The sequence below is a fragment of the Microvirga massiliensis genome, from assembly GCF_001006805.1.
Taxonomy (GTDB): Bacteria; Pseudomonadota; Alphaproteobacteria; order Rhizobiales; family Beijerinckiaceae; genus Microvirga; species Microvirga massiliensis.
The window spans coordinates 778,258-796,481 of sequence record NZ_LN811352.1; the positions used below are offsets into that span (position 1 = coordinate 778,258).

Below are 18,224 nucleotides of genomic sequence, written 5' to 3' on the forward strand. Positions count from 1 at the left end.
CTTGCGCCATGGCGTCGGGTGTCAGCCGTGGCCCGCGATGACGTTCGCGAACGTCCTCGAGATCGCGCAGCATCTGCTGCTGCACGTTCACGGGAACCGCCGCAATCCAGACGATTTCGGCCTGCAGCACAGTGAGTTCATCGCATTGTGCGATGAGGTTCAGCTGGTCACTAATTTTCGCTGGTTCTTGATATATCGACCAGTTGGATCCTCGATGCCCAAAGCACCTTTCTGGGCTTGATCCCGACGCGGAGAAGATGCGCACCAATGCCGACCGTAAGGTCAATTGAGACAGCGATCGTCTGCACGTGTCTGACGATTAACTTGGTTGCAATCCAAGCCTTTCCATTACAAGCATCGATGTGCTGGATCGCCTTCCCGTGGGTGGCACGTGAGCATGCAATCGCGAGCAAATCCGTGACGGATATCACAGTGTGAGGGCGAGGAGGCTGTATCGTCGGCAGAACGCTTCCGAGCACGCGCTGGAGGAACCCGCATGATTGTCTCAGCTGGAATTGCCAAAGATTATCCGCGTTTGGCAACGTGGATCTGCGATAACCTTCCGAAGGTGAAAAAGAATACCAAGGTATTTAAAGCATTCCAGAAGTATGCGGAACTGAAGGAAAAGGTGGCCGAGCGCGCCCTCGAACACGGAAACCCGCCCGTCATTGAGTTCAGGCACATGGCGTCTGCGAATGGCCAGTACCTCCCGAAAAAGTATCCCGACACTGTGTTCATCGCGGCGGTGATTTGCGACAAGTTTCAGAATTCGGATGCTGACGCCAAGGATTCACGGATGCACCTTCTCGTAGAATCTACCCTGCTGCACGAGATCGTGCATTGGGGCGACTGGATGGACGGCAAGGAATCTCCGTTCGAGGCTGGAAAGGCGTTCGAGAAGGAGGCGTACGGCAAGGATGTCGAGCGGTATTGGTAGTGCGTGCCCTGGCCCCGTTTTGTGTGCCTTCGTCTGTGGGGGTCGATGACAACGGTCGGGCTGCAAGAGGTCGGGGGCGTTCCACGGGGCGGGTTTTGTCCCGCAGGAGACCGCCCGCGCTCTCGTCCATGAGGCGCCCTTGCCAGCGTCACACGCCGGGGTTGGAAAGGCCCGAACGGCTCTCGGTGCCCGTTGCGTTCACGACCCAGTGAACATCAAGAGCCAGCCATTGGTCGTCGTAGACGCGTTCCGTAACCCTCATCGCCGGGCTCGCTGCCCAAGCGCGATTACATATCGCGCGCTCCCACTTCGAGAGCACGCCTCAGAACGCCCAACTGTTTCCGGTCGACCTCAAGCAGCATTGTGACCCCCAGTCAGCACGCCAGGGGTGAGGTGATCTGTCACCTCTTCCGGCGACCGCATTGCCTGCTCAGGATATCCAGGGCCTCCTGCTGGCTTACACCATTGATCAGTTCTCCATCTGCTGTCGTCGGATTTCGCCGGCCAAGCAGTTGGTGAGAGCGTTTCCCCGAGCAGCCTGAACTGCGGCTCGGGAGCTTGGCTGAGCCGCAATCTCGCGCACAATCTTCACCCTGATCGCCTCGGCAAACTGGTTTCGCTCCCAGACCGGGATCATAAAGGCTCCTGGCCCGCCGATGACACAGTCGCGGAAGTAGAGGTCGAGGTCCTCGATGCCCCAGATGCTCTCGGGCCGCCTCAACATGATCGGCAGGCCGTTGATCGTGTAGCCTAGAACCGGACGGCTGCTGAGACCACCCGCATCCTGAACCGAGAGCTACTGCCCTATTGGGGAACATGGACGGTTGCAGCGGTCCGCAAGCGGGATGTATGTGTTGCGTCTCGTCGATGATGTCCCACCTGACTGCACTATTACGCCCAACCTTGCTGATCTGCCTCAAGGATGAGCCGTGATCACCTTCATCTGCACCACCTGCGGAACCTCCTATCCTCCCGGATATACCTCCCGCTCGTTGCCCGATCTGCGAGGATGAGCGCCAATATGTGCCAGCCTCCGGCCAGAGTTGGACGACGCCCCACCAATTGCAGACCCACCACACGACTGAGGTGCCGCTCAAAGCAGGCGCCTGATCCCGGCCGGGATGATGTCACAATCGATGGCTCTGCTTCCGTGATTCCCGTTCTCTACGAACCCCTCCCCACGCTGAATGACTGAGCCGCGGAAGACGGCCGGCGCCCCAGCCGGCCCGATGATGCATTGAGGAACCCGGTTTGGACACCCGCCATCAACTGCGGCCCGAAGACATGGCCGAGGCCCACGCACCCGTCTAAATGCGTTCGATCCAGGTTAACGAGGTCATGAGCTGAAAGCAGTGAACTTGGACCATCGAGAGGATCGGCCAGCTCGCAATAAGGCTCATCCATCCTGGCGACTTTTATAGGCGAGCTTGCCACGAGTCCCCTGAGTTAGGCAGAGGCACGTGTCGAAGCCGGCGTGCCGCATGTCGAGTACAAGCGCTTTAACCGTCGCCTGGCACCCTTCGCGTCGCGCGTGGACCTGGGCCGCAGACCGCAATCGATGTTGTGGTGCCGCTGCGTCTGAACGGCGGCATCGCGCAGGCGGCAGAGGTCGAGAGAGTCGTTCCCGGGGCCCAGGATACGAAGGCTGCAGATCACAGGATCGAGTTCACGCTTCAGGTCACCGATCCGGCAAGCCCACCGCGATTCAGCTATGCCTCAAGATTCACGGGAGCGAGTCGGCAAGCTTCGGGATCGGCCTGACCGCGATTCGTCAATGCCTTCTCAGCTGTCTACAATCTCTCCTTTCTGCCCCGCTTAAGCCGCCCTGCTCTCGGTACCCATTTTCACCGCCTCAAAGCGTTGGCGAAGTGGGAACTCACAGCCTGCATTGTCGCTTGAGCCTGTCAGACAACTGTCCCTGCCGCAATGCACTCGATGCCAGTTGGTATGTCAACACTTGGCCAGCATAGCGCGATCTTAGCACTGCAGCAAAGCTGTCTCAGTAAAATACGGTTAGGAGAGATAGGTGACGTTTTCTCTTGCTGCCCTGGACCGCGAGACGGGCATGTTCGGGATTTGTGTCGCGAGCTCCAGCATCGCCGTGGGGAATAGATGCCCATGGGCTCGGGCGAGGGCCGGCGCCGTCCTGACGCAACATCGGACCGATATTCGCAGTGGTCCCTTGGGCCTCGACCTGCTCTCGCAAGGCTTCGGCGCTCAGGAAGTCGTCAACATTCTCGTGGCAGGAAGCGAATATCCGGCACAGCGCCAGTTCGCAGTGGTCGATCGGGACGGGCACACGGCGTTCTACAATGGGCTTGGGATCGAATCCATCAATGCCGCGGCGGCCGGGGATGGCTGCATCTCCGTCGGAAATTTCCTCGCCAGTGCCGACGTTCCCGAAGGGATGGTGCGCGCCTTTGAGGCCTCATCCGGAAGCTTCGCCGAAAGGCTTCTATCGGCCGTTGATGCTGGTGTTGCAACCGGAGGGGAGATACAGCCCGCGATGGCGGCTGCGCTTCTCATCGTGGATCGGCATGCTTGGCCGCTGGTGGATCTGCGCGTCGACTTCGAGGTTGATCCCCAGCACGGTCTCCACAGGTTGTGGAAGGCTTATGAACCCTTGGTCGAGCGGTTTGTCATCCAGGTTCTGCGCCCGTTCGAGTTGAAGCCGCTGATCAACTCGGCGCTGACGGTATGAGCACATTGCCCAATGGCACGCACCCTGTTCCTGCGCATCAGGCCCAGCGGGCAAAGGCGCGCCAATATTGCGGGATAATGTGATGGAGGATCTAACTCTGCGCCATCCGGCGGAGCTTCGGTTGGAGGACCTGGAAAAGCGGTTTGGCGCGACGGCCGCCGTCGATCGTTTGAATCTCTTGGCGGAAGCTGGCTCGCTCGTAGCGCTGCTCGGCCCATCCGGGTGTGGGAAAACCACTACACTGCGGATGATTGCCGGTTTTGAGCGGCCGGATCATGGACGAATTGTAGTCGCTAGCCGCGACATCACTGGCCTGCCTCCACACCGCCGCGCGCTGGGTATGGTGTTCCAGAACTACAGCCTTTTCCCGCACAAGACCGTTGGCGAGAACATTGCTTTCGGTCTGCGCATGTCCGGCATGAATCGTGCAGATCGGGACGAAGAGGTCCGTCGCATGCTCAATCTCGTCCAGCTCTCTGGCTATGCCGATCGCTACCCATCCCAGCTTTCCGGCGGTCAACAGCAGCGCATAGCACTTGCGCGATCTCTGGTTCCGAACCCTCGGGTGCTCCTCCTTGATGAACCCCTTGGCGCCCTGGACAAGGGCCTTCGAGAAAGCATGCAATTCGAGTTGAGGAGCATGCAGCAGCGGTTTGGCATCACGACGGTCCTCGTCACCCATGATCAGGAAGAGGCTCTTTCGATGAGCGATCGGATTGCGGTGATGAGCAAGGGACGCATCCTCCAGATTGGGAGTGCAACCGAAATCTACGATCGTCCTGCGACGCGCTTCGTCGCGGAGTTTCTCGGCGCATCCAACATCTTCGAAGGCCGCCCGGTCGATGGCGAGGCTGGAACTCAAATCGAGATTGAAGGCTCGAACGGCAGTATCATTTGCATTGAAGCACCGATAGCTAGGTCGGCCGACGACAGGATCGTTTTGTCCGTTCGACCAGAGCGCGTCCTGATCGGTCCTGCAGCGGAGATGCTGTCCAATCGCCTTCAGGCCAAAGTTTTGTCGGCTGCCTTTCGAGGCACTTATGCTGCCTATCAGCTGCATGTGCCAGCGCTTGGCCGGGAGATCTACGCCTACCGCCAGGCTGATGGTCCATTGGGAGCCTTGGCGTTTCGGGCGGGCGATCACCTTGTCGCTGGCTGGAGAACGAACGACAGCGTCGTCGTGGAGGAGGACACGTGAGCCAGGTCTCCGAGGATTGGAGGGCGCGAGTCGGGATAGACGTGGGTGGCACGTTCACCGATTTCGTCCTTTCCGAGGGCCGCAGTGCGCGGCTGATCTACTATAAAGAGCCCAGTACCCCAGACGATCCGGCTCGTGCAGTAGTCCAGGGATTGTCAAACCTTGTCGCCAAGGCAGGCTGCGCGACATCCGAGATCGACCTGATCATGCATGGCACGACAATCGGCTTGAACGCGATCATTCAGCGGATGGGCGCCAGGATCGGTCTCCTCGTTAGCACCGGGTTCCGTGACATTCTGGAGATTGCAAGAAGCCGCATGCCGTCGTCCTTCGATTTCCATGCAACTAAGGAAGAGCCGCTGGTCCCACGCGACCGGGTATTCGAGATTGATGCTAGGTTCGACCCGAAAGGCCACCCGACACGCATGCCAAACGACCGTGCCCTCGACGAGCTTGCTGGCAGGATTATTACAGCGAAGCTCGACGCTGTCGCACTGGTCGTGCTCAACGGCTACGCAAACCCCGATGCCGAGGCAAAGCTCGCCGACGATCTCGCCCGACGCCTTGACGGTGTTGGTGTCGTATCAGCGGCTAGGATTTGGCCGGAGATACGCGAATACGAGCGGACGCTGGTCGCCTGCCTTAACGCGTATATTCAACCGCTCATGCAGCGCTACTATGAGCGCCTGGGACATGGCATCCGTGAGATCGGCGCCTCAGCGCAGATCTTCATTACCGCCTCCAACGGGGGCTCCATGAGTCTGGAATCGGCTTCGGCAAGGCCGGTTGAAACTGTCCTTTCTGGACCTGCTGCCGGGGTCATGGCTGCGACGCGACTAGCCGCCGCGGCCGGCGTGGAACGGATCATCACTTTCGATATGGGGGGCACGAGCAGCGACATCGCTGTGTCGTCAGCGGGCGTCCCGGAATTCGCGACCCGAACGGAGATCGGCGGGCTTCCGCTGATGTTGCCGGTCGTTGCAGTCAGCGCGATCGGCGCCGGAGGAGGCTCGATCGTCTGGGTGGACGATCATGGGATACTGAAGGTCGGCCCGCGCAGCGCTGGAGCGGATCCAGGTCCCGTCGCGTACCAACGGGGAGGACAGGAACCCACCGTCACCGATTGTTATTTGGCGACGGGGCTCATCGATCCGACTCGTTTTCTTGGTGGGCGGATGATGCTAGACCGCGGCGCAGCCGAAGCTGCGCTCGCCTCCGCCGGCAAGCGCATCGGAATCGACGGAGCCGGCGCAGCCGAGAGGGCTGCAGTTGGAGCCCTGAGCGTCGCTACCGCAGGCATGGCTACGGAGCTGTTCAAGACGCTCGCTCAGCGCGGGCTCGATCCGGCGGACTTCGCCCTCATGCCTTTCGGCGGGGCCGGTCCGACCCATGCTAATCTTCTCGCCGAGGAAGCCGATATTGATCATATCGTGATCCCGCCATCGGCCGGAACATTCTGCGCGCTCGGCGCCGTCAGCTCCGATCTCCGGCGCGACTTCGTCCGCAGCCTCAGAATGGAACTCGATACGACCAGCGTCGCTCGGCTTGCCTCCACCCTGCGCCAGCTCGAAAGCGAGGGACGTGTTTGGCTACAAAACGAGGGAGATTTTGCCGATGCTGTCGATATCTTCCGCGCTGTCGATATGCGTTATGCAGGACAGGCATACGAGCTCCGTGTCGAACTCGGCAGCCCATCAGCGGAGCCAAGCTGTGCAGAGGTTGCGGAAGCATTCCATCGTGAGCATGAGCGGGTTTATGGCTTCAGAGATCCGAGCGCCTCGATCGAAATCACCACTGCGCGGCTTGCTGTGATTGGGCGCACTCCACGCATCAAGCATTTCCAGCTGTCGCCGGGGCTCGAGGCTCCGCAGCCGAAGGCACATCGGTCGATTTTCCTGCGCAATGGTTGGACGGAAGCGGCGGTGTTCGACCGGTCTGCCCTGCGCGCCGGGCATGTCCTCGAAGGTCCGGCCATCATCGAGCAGGAAGACACGACTGTCGTGATACTACCGAACTGGATGTCCCGCGTGGACGAGGCTGGCAATCTCCATCTGACCCGGAGCGATCGCCCATGAGGCTGGACCCCGTCACCCTGGAAATCTTCAGCAATAAGGTCGCCGCTGCCACGGAGGAGATGTGCTTCACCCTGCAGCGGACGGGGCGGACGCTCTACGTCAAGGAGACTGCCGACTTCGCATGTGCACTGGCCAGCCTCGACGGGACCTTCTTCGCGTATCCCCGCTCAATTGGCGTTTCAGGATTCGTCGCTCTTGATTCCAAGCCGGCGATCGACGCAGTCGGAAAGCTCGAACCCGGCGATGTCATCCTCACCAACGACCCTTACCGCTCGGTCGGCTTGGCAACTCACCTGCCGGACCTGCATTTGATAGAGCCGTATTTCCATGATGAAGGCATCGTGGCTTTCGGCTGGGCCTTCGTGCACTGCTCAGATGTCGGCGGGCGTGTGCCGAGCAGCATCTCGCCTGTCAACCAGGAAATCTTTCAGGAAGGCCTTCAAATCCCGCCGGTGAAACTGGTACGCGCCGGGCAGATGAACGAAGACGTGCAACTGCTGTTTATGGCAAATTCCCGGACGCCCGATGCCAACATGGGCGACATCCGAGCGATGCTCGCCGCTCTCGGGACCGGGAGACGGCGCGTCCAGCAACTGATTGAGCAGCATGGAGTCGAAAACTTCCTCGCCGGACAGCAGGACCTGGTCGATTATGCCGCCGAGAAGGCCCGTAAGGTCCTGCGCAAGATTCCGGACGGTACATACAACTTCACCGATTTCCTTGATGATGATGCCGTTTCCGGACTGCCGGTGCGACTGGCGCTGAAGGTCACCTTTGACGACGGCAGAGTTCATCTCGACTTCACCGGAACAGACCCGCAAGTGGCCGCCGCAATGAATGTTCCCAGTCACGGCAAACCTCATGCCTGGCTCACGCTACGAGTGCTCGCCCTCATCAATACCCTCGATGCAACGGCACCTCTCAATGCCGGTCTACTACGCTATGTTTCGATCACCGCGCCGAAGGGGTCTCTGGTCAATCCGGAGCATCCGGCAGCCGTCGGCGTGCGGCATGCCGCGGCGATTCGGGTCAATGATCTTCTGAACGGCGCATTCGGGCTCGCATTGCCGGAGATTATGCCTGCCGCGAGCGGTGGCGTCGTCGTGCCCCTCGTGGTTGCGGAAGCTAATGAGCAGGGAAACCAAAATGTTCAGGTCGTGGAGCCGATGATCGGCGGAACAGGTGCCCGCTACGGTGCCGACGGAGTAGATGGCCGTGACAGTGGCATCTCGAATCTCGCGAACAACCCTGTCGAGACCGTCGAGGCCGAGATCAGTATTGAAATTCTCCGGTATGCGCTGCGACCCGATTCGGGCGGTCCGGGGCGCTGGCGAGGCGGCTGCGGGCTGGAGTTGTCTTTCAGCGTCCTGAAGGACGGATCTATGGTGCTCGGACGCGGCATGGAGCGCTCCAAATTCCGCCCCTGGGGCATCCGCGGCGGGCGCCCCGGGGCATCGACCGAACTGATTCTCAACGAGGGCACACCCGACGAGAAACGATTCGGGAAGATCGATGTGCTGCGGGTGAACTGCGGGGATGTCGTTACCCTGAGGACTGCGGGGGCAGGCGGTTATGGCGACCCCTTCGCTCGCGGGCCCGCCCGTGTGCTCCTCGATGTCACACGCGGCTTGGTATCAATCGAGGCTGCTGAGCGCGACTACGGGGTTGTTATTCGCGAAGGGTCGGTGGTTGAGACGGAGACGTTGGCACGACGGAACGGGCAGGCTCTGGCCAATATGTCCCACACATACGGACCGGAGCGCGAGACGTTCGAGCAACTCTTCACGTCGGACTTGTTGAGTCGGCTGAACCGGGCACTCTTCCGCCTCCCGGTCGCGCGGCGCACGCAGAAACGGACCGAAATCTACACCGCGATTCTGCAGTCCCTGCCACCGTCCTTTCCAGTCGGGTCGGAAGCGGAGAGCGTGACCTCTGCACAGAGGGAGCGCCTGCTCGCTGAAATCAGGCGACTCGAAGATCACCTCGACATTCGCGAGGAACTAGAGGCCGGGTAAGGCGGGTCGCTTCACGACATTGCGAAGGAGAAAGTTATGATCAAACTCACGAGACGGAGCTTCCTCCGGACGAGCAGCCTGCTGGGGGCAACCGCTGTCCTCACCGGCTCCTCGTTCCAAACCATGGCCCAGCGCTCGGAGATCACGGTCACGGCTCTCGGCGGCATCTGGGAGGAGGCCGTCCGCAAAGCGTTTGTCGCGCCCTTCGAGCAGAAGACAGGGGCAAAGGCCAATGTCCTTCTGGGCTCTCCGCCCCAGTGGTTGAGTCAGATCGAGGCCAACCCGCAGAACCCGCCTATCGACGTGGTCATCACGACCCCGGACCTCGCCATCAGCGCGGCGAAGACGGACCTGATGGACACGTTCACGGTTGAAAGACTGCCAAATCTGGCTGATATCCCCCGCGAGTTCACGGACGCTCTTTCGAGCAAAGGCACCGTATTCGATTACGGCGTCGCCGGCATCACCTACAACAAGAACACGGTGAAGAATCCACCGAAGTCGTTCGGGGAATTTGTGGATCGTACGGCCGCAGGAGAATGGGTCGCTTCGCTTCCCGGGATCAGCTATGCGGTCACTCCGATCATGCTGGTTTGGGCGATGGCGAAGGCCCTCGGTGGTGGCGTGGAAAACGTCTCCCCATTCTTCGATGCAATGAAGAAGATGCGCAAGAACGTCATATTCTGGGGCGGTCCGAACGACTTCTTCAATCATCTGTCGAGCGGCGAAGCGGATATCGGAATCTATTTTGACGGTCGAACATGGGCTCACTACGACGCCGGTGCCACCTGGATCGACTTCCTGAATCCGACTGAGGGCGGGTCGATCAATGCTTTGGCGGTGCAGAAGCCGAAAAATGCCAAGGAGCTGGCCTGGGCGTATGTCGATGTGATGCTAAGCCCAGAATCGCAGTTGATGTTCGCAGAGATGCTGAACTACCCCGTGACGAACACCAAGGTAAGGTATCCACCGCATCTCGAGAAGCGCTTCACGCCGTGGCAGCAGGCCCATTTCCCGCCTTACGAGAAGATCGCGCTCGTTCGGAGCGAGTGGGTCGACCGCTGGAATCGCGAGATAGGTGGTTGAGGTCGAGCAGGGATCAGTCTCGGTGCGCAAGAGGAGAGATATGACGGGGCGAGTCCTGCCCGCTTTGCGGCGGGGTCTTCTCGTCCTTCCAGCTGTCCTCTTCCTGATCGCCTTCTTTGTCCTACCGCTCGTCGACAATGGTTTGCGCAGCGTGATCTCCCCCGAGACGGGCAAGATCACGCTGGCGCGCTATGTCCAACTCCTGACAGACCCGTTCTATCTGAGGGTCATCGCCGAGACGCTCATCCTCTCGACTGCCGTCACGATCATCTGTATCCTGATCGGATATCCAGTCGCGTATTACTTGGTGCGATATGCCGGCCGCTGGAGCGGTCTCGTCATTTTCCTCCTGATTGCCCCACTGCTGACCTCTATTATCATGCGAACCTACGGGTGGCAGGTGCTTTTCGCCAGACGCGGGCTGGTGAATACGCTGCTGGTGCAGGATCTGGGAATCCTCGGTCAGCCGATCCGTATCCTCAACACACCCGAAATTGTCGTGATCGGCCTTGTCCATGTCCTCGTGCCTTTCATGGTCCTGTCGATCGCATCCGTCCTGCAGGGGATCGATCGCCGACTCGAGGAATCAGCCCAGCTCCTAGGAGCCAACCGGCTGCGGACTTTCTGGGAAGTCACGCTACCACTATCCTTCGAGGGCATCAGTACCGGCTCGATCCTGGTGTTTATGATCGCGAACGGCAGTTTCGTCACGCTCGTCCTTTTGGGCGGCGGCCTGAAGACATTGCCGCTTCTCATTTTCCAGCAGTTCAATACGACACGCGACTTCGGCATGGCGAGTGCTATGAGTACCGTGCTTCTCGTCGTCGCGCTGGCATGCTTGTATGTACAGCTCCGTCTGGTGCGCCGCGGGGGGACGTCGTGAGGATACTTTGGCGCCTAGATATCGGACGCATCCTGCTGACCGCGTTCGTAATTTTGTTCTTTGCATTTATGCTTCTGCCGATCGCCGTCGTCGTGGTGGTCTCGTTCACGAAGGCGAGCTTCGTGGCGTTCCCGATCCCTGGCTGGTCGCTGCGCTGGTTCTGGCGTATCTTCGAATATCAGCCTTATGTCGACTCGCTTCTGGTCAGCCTGGAGATCGCATTTGGGGCGACGGCGGTCTCCTGTCTGCTTGGAGTCCCCGCCGCCCTTGCTCTCGCGCGAAGCAGCTCCGCTTGGGCGAGCATGATCATGACTTTCCTTTTGTCTCCGCTCTCGATGCCGATGATTGTCATCGGCTTTGCGGCACTTTTTTTCCTGTCGCAGATCGGCGTTGGCGTCTCGTTCACGGCATTGCTCATCGCACATACGACCGTGTGTCTTCCCTACGTACTTCGGACCGTGGCGGCTACGTATCGGGATATGGCGCGCAGCTACGAGGAGGCTGCAGCCCTTCTGGGAGCCAACCCACTCCAGGTGTTCTGGCACGTCGTTCTTCCGCTGATACGGCCGGGTATCGCTGCGGGCTCGCTATTCTCGTTCCTCGTTTCCTTCGATAACCTTCCGATCTCCTATTTCTTTGGCAGTCCGGAAACACTGACGCTTCCGGTTGTTATGCTGAGCTATATGGAACACCAGTTCGATCCCTCGATCGCCGCTTTGAGCACACTTCAGCTTCTCCTGGCCGTAGTCGGACTGCTCATAGTCGATCGCCTTTACGGTATCGATAAGATGACGGCCGCAGGATGATCGACGAAACAAGGGCTTTGTCGGTCGGCACGCCCCTCGACCATTTCGTCCTGCCGACGCTCGACCTCAAGCGCGCCAGCACCGTATTCGTCGAGCTCGGTTTTACCGTGACGCCGCGGACCGAACACAGCGTCGAAATGGGCACGGCCAATTGCTGCGTCATGCTGTCGTCTACCTATATCGAGCTCCTGACCGTCGTTCGTGTGACTGAACGGAGTTCCGGATGGCAGGCCCTGATGAACGAAGGAGGCGGCATACGCGGGATTGCGCTGCGGACGGGGAACGCTCGATCGGCCTGCGATGCTCTCCTCAAAATGGGCTTCGCGGCTGGTCAGGTGATCGCGTTCGAGCGGCCAGACGAACGGGGCAACCGCCTGCGGTTCCAGGTCTGCCGACTGCCGGCACCCGCCACGCCGGGATTTCGGCTCATCGTTTGCGCTCACGAAACGCCCGAGCTCGTCTGGCGATCCGAGTGGACCAGGCATCCAAACGGCGCAATCGAACTGAGCGCCGCCGGTATAGGGGTTCCCGATCCCATCGCAGCTGCGGACGTTCTGCGACGTGTGTCCGGCTCGCTCCCTGACAGAGCACAATCCGGTCACCTGACGACAGTAACCCTTTGCTCCGCCACGGAGCCGAATCACCTGAGGCTGAGCATAGCTGACCTGGGTACCGCCGAGCGGATTGTGTGTGGCAGTCGCTTTCCGGCTCGCTTTCAGCAGGATGGAATCGCCATCGACCTGCGAGCGGAACTCGGCGTCGTGCTGGACTTGGAGCCGGTGCAATGACCATCTCAGAGGATCCTCCATCGCCATTGTGGGCCTCCTTGTCCCGCGAGACTTTCTCGGCCGCGCGTCTCGAGGGTACATACGAGACCGATGTGGCCGTTGTTGGCGCCGGTATTTCCGGCCTCTCGACCGCACTGCATCTCGCAAGGTCCGGCACGAACACCCTGGTGATCGAGGCGGGCGAGATTGGGGCAGGAGCTTCCGGACGGAACAATGGTCAGGTCATTCCGACTCTGACGCGGCATGACCCCAACGCTGTTCTAAAAGCATTGGGGCCGGATCGAGGTGATCGTTTTCTTCGACTTCTCGAAGGATCGGCAGATCTTCTGTTCGAGACAGCTACCCGGTATGGCATTGATTGTGACGCTGTACGCAACGGCTGGATTCAGCCGGCTCACTCGGAGGCTCGTGCGCGCATCGCGGCACGACGCGCTGAGCAGTGGCAGGCGCGTGGCGTCGCCGCCGAGGTTCTGGGTCGAGAAGAGATCGCCACACATCTCGGCAGTGCCGCCTACTATGGTGGATGGCGTCTGCCGAGCGGCGGTCACATCAATCCGCTGGCCTTCACGCGCGGCTTGGCTCGCGCTGCCGTTGGTGAGGGAGCGAGTGTCTTCGCTCATTCGCCGGTCACCTCTCTTTCACGGAATCGCACCGGCTGGCTTGTGAGCACTTCGACCGGCAGCATTCGGGCCAGCAAGGTCGTGCTTGCGACGGCGGCTTATTCCGGGAGCATTTGGCCGGAGCTAGCGCGCTCCATCGTCCCGGTGACGTCCTATCAGGTCGCCACGCAGCCATTGGGTCAGCTTGCGGAAACGATCCTTCCCAACGATGAGGCATGCTCGGATACACGCATGGACTTGCGGTACTTCCGCAAGGACCGCGATAGCCGGCTCGTCTCGGGCGGGGCACTTGCGCTTCAGGCCTTCGCGAAGCATCGTGTCCCACGCCTCGTTATGAGACGACTCGAGGAGATCTTCCCACAGCTGAAAGGGGTGCGCGCGGACTTCTTTTGGGGTGGACGCATCGCCATGACGCTGGATCGGCTGCCGCGACTGCACCGAAGTGCAGACGGCCTGATCTCTTGGATCGGGTGCAACGGGCGCGGGCTGGCGCTTTCGATGGCTATGGGGAGCGTTGTCGAGGATGCGGTACATGGAGCCTCGGACGCCGAACTGCCGCTCGAATTGACTTCGCCACAAGCGGTACCACTCTCACCTTTAGTCAATCGGATAGCTCGATTGGTCCTCCCATACTATAGATATCGCGATCGCAGGGAACTCAGTGGCTGACTCGTCGCTATCCGCCGTCGCCGCAAGTGGCGCGGCCTCTTGGGCTGAAGATGAGGATGCTCTACACGCCTGGTGCCGGGTCTCTTGTGCGTGTCGGCGCAATGGCAGGTCCGTTTCTACGACCGGGTGCTTGGCGGAGACCTGACGGGAAGTTGAGGTCTCTCAAGGCATGAGCAGAGCAGAGAGTGCGCCAATAGCAGCAGGGCGGCAATGGTGCTCGGCGACACCGAGCCCTCCGCTCGGGTGGACCTCAGGGTGAACCGACGTGCCGGGATGGGGCAACAGCGGTTGCTCGGATCCGGCTCGCTCCGCGTCCCGGGCCCGAATGGTGCACGATGACCTCGCTCGTCACGGCACCCAGTCGGGTCCGATCCGCAAGTTATTTCGGCACATGGCCGCCGTACCGCGGCAGATCGGCGCTTCCCGCCCGTTGAGCCATCGACCAGACATCCTTGCTTCGGCTCACGACATAATGCACGAGCCACAGTGTGCCCAGCGGACCGGTTGAACTTGTCTCCATCCGAGCCTCTCCGCTGCCGTAATCAATCCGATCCTGTCGCAGGCCTTTGTCCACCCTGGACGGCCGCTCGTCCCGCAGGGGGTCGCAGGAAGGCGAGCGCCTCTTCGGGCAGGCCTCGTCTGCGCGCTTCTCAGCAGGCGGCGGTTCTTATCCGGTGATCTGGCCAGAGAATGCAGCTTGCCCATGGACCCGCTCGCCTCCGGGAGGAGTAGTCACGTCGGCAGCATGCCGACAGGCACAAAACGACATAGAAACCATTCGTCAACCAATTCGCCTGAAATTGCTGGAGTTTGGAGGCAACCCAGATGGCAAACACGCGTCGTTCCCGGGCATTCCTCGCCTGGCCGTGAACGGGCAGACCAAAATCCCAGTGTGTGAACCACCCTTCCACCCTATGGGGCATCTCATGAACAAAAATGACCTGATCGAGGCCTTGGCCGAAGAGTTTGAGTTGACGAAAACCTATGCCCGCGAGCTGGTCGATCGCGTGTTCGAGAAGATCATGGAGGCCGCCAACTCCGGCGAAGAGGTCGCGCTCTCCGGCTTTGGCCGGTTCAAGGTAGTCGAGCGTGGGGCCCGCACGGGCCGCAATCCCCAAACCGGCGAGACCGTGAAGATTCCCGCCCGCAAGGTGCTCAAGTTCGAGGCCGCCAAGGCCATGAAGGAGAGCCTCAATCCCAAGCGGCGCCCACGCAGGAAGGCCGCTTGATCGTGACTCCTGATTGCCCCGCCGCGCCAGCGTCCGGGCAATCAGATCTCCGGTCAGTACACCCAACACCGGATTGCCTCACACGGGACGCGGAGCCCTTGCTTTGCCGGGGACTCCGCGACCATTCGATCTGTGAGCCTGACCTCAAGATGGAACGCAATCCCATGCCGGATGATCTCTGGCACGGCCTAGTGGCGGACAGAAACAGTTGCGAATCGCCAATTCTACCGGCGTGACGGGTTAGACGTCAGCACTTCCGAAATGGTGCTCGACAAGTTGTCGAAATTCCAAATCTCGCTTGAGGATAGCCCGCCAGTTCACCTAAACGATCTGGTTCTTCAATGGGTCACCCCGGTAGAGGCGCGCGAGATTTTCTTGCAGGAGATCGATGATATTGCTCTCGTAGCGCTGCGTCTCGCCCGCGCTGTGCGGCGTCATGATCACGTCCGGCATGCGCCATAGAGGCGACGAGAGTGGCAGTGGTTCTTCGTGAAAGCAGTCTAGCGCAGCACCCGCGATCATTCCCTGCTCGAGCGCGCTGATCAGGGCACTTTCATCGACAATACGCCCGCGCGCGACGTTGATCAGATAGGACGAGGGTTTCATCGCCTCCAGCTGCTTTCGACTGATCAGCCCCTCGGTTTCGGGTGTAAGAGGACAGGTCAGGACCACGAAATCCGCCTGCGGCAGCACTTCGAGGAGTCTCTCCGGTGGCACAATCTGCTCCACCCCTGCAACTGGCGTAGATTGGCGTTTCACCCCGATGACTTGCATGTCAAAGGTCCGCGCGAGCGCCGCCAGTCGAGAGCCAATCCGACCTAAGCCGAGGATAAGCAAGATGCGCCCGCCGAGTTCCTGTTCGCGCTGTCTGCGGTCGGCAATCATGCCCCTCCAATGTGCGCGAGCTTGATTATCGCGCACGCGATGGAGTTGCCGGGCAAGGCTCAAGATCAACGCCATCGCGTGCTCTGCGACAGCGCGCTCGTTGGCACCCTGAGCGCTCGCGAGGCGCACGCCCTTGGCTGCGATGAGGTCGCGCGCGAACTGGTCGGTACCGGCACTGATCGATTGGATGAAGCGCAGCCGGTCGGCTTTGCGGAGAAGCTCGTTGCGCCACAGGCCGGACACGACCAGGACATCGGCCTCATAGACCCGCGCCTGAAGCTCGTCGAGCGTCCTCACCTCGAAGCAGCTAGAGGGTGCACCGCGGGCGCAGAACTCGTCCGCGAGTTGATAAGCCGCATGGGCAAATCCGATCGTCAGCCTGCTCTGATCCGGTAGAATGTTCATGTCTTCTCTCTTTCTACAAATCCATGGTGAAGACCGCCCAGAGGGCGCGGAGGGCGATAATCCCGCGATCGATCTCTCCTGCGCAGCCGTGAGCAACGAGCTGGACTGGCGAACTCAGCCTGGAATTGCTGCATCTGAACCGCCCGGCGCCTACGCCTGGTCCTTCGGTCCGTAGTCGCGCACAAGTTCGACAATGCACAGCCGATAATAAGCGAATATGCCGTCACGCCCGACCGCCTAGGCCTGTCGATGCCGGAGGTGATTGCGCCAAGCCGCGATCGCAGCCTCGTCACGCCAGAATTGCAGCTTAGCCCTGCTGCCATTCACATTCCTAGCTCTCCGGCGAGCAGGTTCTTGGCACGCAGAAGGTGCAGGATGGCTGTGGGTAAGCTGCATTCGAGATCAACTCACGCAGGAAGATGTCCCGATCCGAATAGACGCAATGCACCATGAGGTGCAGCCATCTCGCGACATCGGCCTCAAAGGCATGGCTCTCGGGGGTGGCAGTCGTCGTGGCTCAAAATGGTCTGCTTGGCTTTCACGGGCGGCGAGATGGCGGCTTTCGGCCAGGATTTCAAGCGATCGGTGATGTTGGCCGTGGTGCTCGCGTAAGGCCAGCGCAGCCCTTTACAGACAGCGCCGCTGCGCTCGAACACACGCATGACCGCCCCACATCCTCAGTGAGAATAAGGCCCTAGACTTGCCCCAAGGCGAGGCTGAGTTCATGAACCCTGTATCCATCGCGATGCTGACTATCTGCGGACTGGAGGACCTGCAGGCACATAGCTGCCGTGGCATTACGCATGTCCTCTCCATCCTCGATCCCGGCTGGCCGGATCCGGAAGCCTTCCTGACCTATAATCCGCATCGCCGCGCTATCCTGCACTTCCATGACGCCATCGAGCCGGCGCCGAACGTCAGGCTTCCAGAGATCGGCCATGTGGAGGCTATCCTGGACTTCGGCCGCTCTCTGGCCGAGGATGCCGCCGAGCGCGGTGACAGGCACCTTCTGGTCCGCTGCCATATGGGTGTGTCCCGCTCCACGGCTGCCATGGCAATCCTCCTTGCACAGGCTCGTCCGGAGGAGAACGAGGATTCCGTTTTCGGGCGGCTCCTGGAGGTCCGTCCGCAGGCATGGCCGAACTCGCGAATAATTGGCTTTGCAGATGGCCTGCTTGGGCGAGGAGGCCGCCTCACCTCTGCCCTCGCACGGCTCTACGGGCGCCAGCTATTCAAAAGTCCTCAGTTGGTCGATGTAATGCATCGAATCGGGCGTGGTCGAGAGGTCGACATGGCTCGAGGCGGAAGCTGATGATTTCTCGAACGACCGGGCGTTTGGATCGAAGCGGATCGATGCAAGTGCATAGCCGCTCGGCGTTTGCCTGATCCAGTCACCCTATGATGACTTTGCAATCGTGAGCGCATTGGAACTCATGTCCAGTCCCCTCACTCACAGACCATCAATCAGCATATCAGTAGGAACCGCCCGTGTCGGTCTGACCGCGGCCCCTCGGTTGCTTGGTGGCCCTCTCGGTAGCTTTGAGCCGTGAGGCTGCTGGAACGCGCCTCATCGAGGTGCGTTGGCCTGCTTTGGAAGGACCGAGATGGCAAAGTATCCCTGGCTGAGCCTGTGGCTGAGTGCGGCAAATACCTGGGCTGGTGCTGCCCGCGGCTTCTGGACGGCGGAGATGCAGCGCCAGCAAAATGCGATGTTGGATGAGATGACCAAGCGGACAACGGGCTCCGCAACCAAGACCTGATCGTCAAAGAAGCCTGCCGCAAGCAGGCGCAAGAAGTCGCGGGGCTGAACATGCCGGTCGGGTAGACAAGAACCTCTGAAGCACTCCCCCGGATTGGAGCCTCAGCTGCAGACGAGACGGTCCCGGACAGCCACTTGGCGGAGCAGCACGATGGCGCGAAGATTCAC

At 60.5% G+C, this 18,224-nt stretch carries 17 protein-coding genes and 1 pseudogene; 14 read left to right on the forward strand and 4 right to left on the reverse strand.

The window, feature by feature from the left end:
* Positions 1-496: 496 nt before the first annotated feature.
* Complete coding sequence (locus tag BN1233_RS12560) at positions 497-937, forward strand: hypothetical protein (RefSeq protein WP_046863822.1); 441 nt, start codon at positions 497-499, stop codon at positions 935-937.
* 469 nt (positions 938-1,406) lie between these two features.
* On the opposite strand, the gene BN1233_RS45920 is transcribed toward BN1233_RS12560, so the two are convergent.
* Positions 1,407-1,679: a DUF1194 domain-containing protein gene (locus BN1233_RS45920; protein WP_280139391.1), complete on the reverse strand. Its 273-nt coding sequence runs from the start codon at positions 1,677-1,679 to the stop codon at positions 1,407-1,409.
* A gap of 824 nt (positions 1,680-2,503) precedes the next feature.
* Here BN1233_RS45920 and BN1233_RS12570 point away from each other — a divergent pair.
* From BN1233_RS12570 to BN1233_RS12620, 11 genes are all read left to right on the forward strand, one after another.
* Positions 2,504-2,698: a hypothetical protein gene (locus tag BN1233_RS12570; RefSeq protein WP_046863824.1), complete on the forward strand. Its 195-nt coding sequence runs from the start codon at positions 2,504-2,506 to the stop codon at positions 2,696-2,698.
* 265 nt (positions 2,699-2,963) lie between these two features.
* Positions 2,964-3,638 carry a DUF1028 domain-containing protein gene (locus BN1233_RS12575; protein WP_046863825.1) on the forward strand — a complete coding sequence of 225 codons (675 nt, stop codon included), beginning with the start codon at positions 2,964-2,966 and terminating at the stop codon, positions 3,636-3,638.
* 82 nt (positions 3,639-3,720) lie between these two features.
* Complete coding sequence (locus BN1233_RS12580) at positions 3,721-4,836, forward strand: ABC transporter ATP-binding protein (protein ID WP_046863826.1); 1,116 nt, start codon at positions 3,721-3,723, stop codon at positions 4,834-4,836.
* Positions 4,833-6,911: a hydantoinase/oxoprolinase family protein gene (locus tag BN1233_RS12585; protein ID WP_046863827.1), complete on the forward strand. Its 2,079-nt coding sequence runs from the start codon at positions 4,833-4,835 to the stop codon at positions 6,909-6,911. The genes BN1233_RS12580 and BN1233_RS12585 overlap by 4 nt, the downstream gene beginning before the upstream one ends.
* Entirely contained in the window at positions 6,908-8,926 is a 2,019-nt protein-coding gene (locus tag BN1233_RS12590; RefSeq protein WP_046863828.1) for a hydantoinase B/oxoprolinase family protein, read from the forward strand. The genes BN1233_RS12585 and BN1233_RS12590 overlap by 4 nt, the downstream gene beginning before the upstream one ends.
* A 36-nt stretch (positions 8,927-8,962) precedes the next feature.
* Positions 8,963-10,012: an extracellular solute-binding protein gene (locus BN1233_RS12595; protein ID WP_046863829.1), complete on the forward strand. Its 1,050-nt coding sequence runs from the start codon at positions 8,963-8,965 to the stop codon at positions 10,010-10,012.
* A gap of 40 nt (positions 10,013-10,052) precedes the next feature.
* Entirely contained in the window at positions 10,053-10,895 is an 843-nt protein-coding gene (locus BN1233_RS12600) for an ABC transporter permease (protein ID WP_046863830.1), read from the forward strand.
* Entirely contained in the window at positions 10,892-11,701 is an 810-nt protein-coding gene (locus BN1233_RS12605; protein ID WP_244470689.1) for an ABC transporter permease, read from the forward strand. Before BN1233_RS12600 ends, BN1233_RS12605 begins: the two co-directional genes overlap by 4 nt.
* The gene (locus BN1233_RS12610) at positions 11,698-12,489 is read left to right on the forward strand and encodes a VOC family protein (RefSeq protein ID WP_046863831.1); all 792 of its coding nucleotides are present in this window, start codon (positions 11,698-11,700) and stop codon (positions 12,487-12,489) included. The genes BN1233_RS12605 and BN1233_RS12610 overlap by 4 nt, the downstream gene beginning before the upstream one ends.
* Positions 12,486-13,778, forward strand: a complete 1,293-nt coding sequence (locus BN1233_RS12615) for an NAD(P)/FAD-dependent oxidoreductase (RefSeq protein WP_046863832.1) — start codon at positions 12,486-12,488, stop codon at positions 13,776-13,778. Before BN1233_RS12610 ends, BN1233_RS12615 begins: the two co-directional genes overlap by 4 nt.
* A 926-nt stretch (positions 13,779-14,704) precedes the next feature.
* Positions 14,705-15,007: an HU family DNA-binding protein gene (locus BN1233_RS12620; RefSeq protein ID WP_046863982.1), complete on the forward strand. Its 303-nt coding sequence runs from the start codon at positions 14,705-14,707 to the stop codon at positions 15,005-15,007.
* A 321-nt stretch (positions 15,008-15,328) separates the two neighbouring features.
* Here BN1233_RS12620 and BN1233_RS12625 read toward each other — a convergent pair whose 3' ends face one another.
* The 3 genes and pseudogenes from BN1233_RS12625 to BN1233_RS46845 form a co-directional block, all read right to left on the reverse strand.
* A complete protein-coding gene (locus BN1233_RS12625) occupies positions 15,329-16,297 on the reverse strand; it encodes a D-2-hydroxyacid dehydrogenase (RefSeq protein ID WP_046863833.1) in 969 nt (322 codons plus the stop codon).
* A gap of 150 nt (positions 16,298-16,447) precedes the next feature.
* Positions 16,448-16,603 (reverse strand): annotated as a pseudogene (locus BN1233_RS51055) (antibiotic biosynthesis monooxygenase); the annotation flags it as partial.
* Positions 16,604-16,776: 173 nt separating this feature from the next.
* Positions 16,777-16,959: a hypothetical protein gene (locus BN1233_RS46845; protein WP_147707177.1), complete on the reverse strand. Its 183-nt coding sequence runs from the start codon at positions 16,957-16,959 to the stop codon at positions 16,777-16,779.
* Between the two features lie 62 nt (positions 16,960-17,021).
* Between BN1233_RS46845 and BN1233_RS12630 the strand changes: the two genes are divergently transcribed.
* Positions 17,022-17,609, forward strand: a complete 588-nt coding sequence (locus BN1233_RS12630; RefSeq protein WP_046863834.1) for a tyrosine phosphatase family protein — start codon at positions 17,022-17,024, stop codon at positions 17,607-17,609.
* A 292-nt stretch (positions 17,610-17,901) separates the two neighbouring features.
* A complete protein-coding gene (locus BN1233_RS46850) occupies positions 17,902-18,057 on the forward strand; it encodes a hypothetical protein (protein ID WP_154678263.1) in 156 nt (51 codons plus the stop codon).
* The last annotated feature ends 167 nt before the right edge of the window (positions 18,058-18,224 follow it).

What these genes read in the sequence shown, in the direction of transcription:
- BN1233_RS12620 (WP_046863982.1), top strand. Translation starts at nt 14,705, where the DNA reads ATGAACAAAAATGACCTGATCGAGGCCTTGGCCGAAGAGTTTGAGTTG.
- BN1233_RS12630 (WP_046863834.1), top strand. Translation starts at nt 17,022, where the DNA reads ATGAACCCTGTATCCATCGCGATGCTGACTATCTGCGGACTGGAGGAC.
- BN1233_RS12625 (WP_046863833.1), bottom strand. Translation starts at nt 16,297, where the DNA reads ATGAACATTCTACCGGATCAGAGCAGGCTGACGATCGGATTTGCCCAT.
- BN1233_RS12615 (WP_046863832.1), top strand. Translation starts at nt 12,486, where the DNA reads ATGACCATCTCAGAGGATCCTCCATCGCCATTGTGGGCCTCCTTGTCC.
- BN1233_RS12595 (WP_046863829.1), top strand. Translation starts at nt 8,963, where the DNA reads ATGATCAAACTCACGAGACGGAGCTTCCTCCGGACGAGCAGCCTGCTG.
- BN1233_RS12590 (WP_046863828.1), top strand. Translation starts at nt 6,908, where the DNA reads ATGAGGCTGGACCCCGTCACCCTGGAAATCTTCAGCAATAAGGTCGCC.
- BN1233_RS12580 (WP_046863826.1), top strand. Translation starts at nt 3,721, where the DNA reads ATGGAGGATCTAACTCTGCGCCATCCGGCGGAGCTTCGGTTGGAGGAC.
- BN1233_RS46850 (WP_154678263.1), top strand. Translation starts at nt 17,902, where the DNA reads ATGGCAAAGTATCCCTGGCTGAGCCTGTGGCTGAGTGCGGCAAATACC.
- BN1233_RS12560 (WP_046863822.1), top strand. Translation starts at nt 497, where the DNA reads ATGATTGTCTCAGCTGGAATTGCCAAAGATTATCCGCGTTTGGCAACG.
- BN1233_RS12610 (WP_046863831.1), top strand. Translation starts at nt 11,698, where the DNA reads ATGATCGACGAAACAAGGGCTTTGTCGGTCGGCACGCCCCTCGACCAT.
- BN1233_RS46845 (WP_147707177.1), bottom strand. Translation starts at nt 16,959, where the DNA reads ATGCGTGTGTTCGAGCGCAGCGGCGCTGTCTGTAAAGGGCTGCGCTGG.
- BN1233_RS12600 (WP_046863830.1), top strand. Translation starts at nt 10,053, where the DNA reads ATGACGGGGCGAGTCCTGCCCGCTTTGCGGCGGGGTCTTCTCGTCCTT.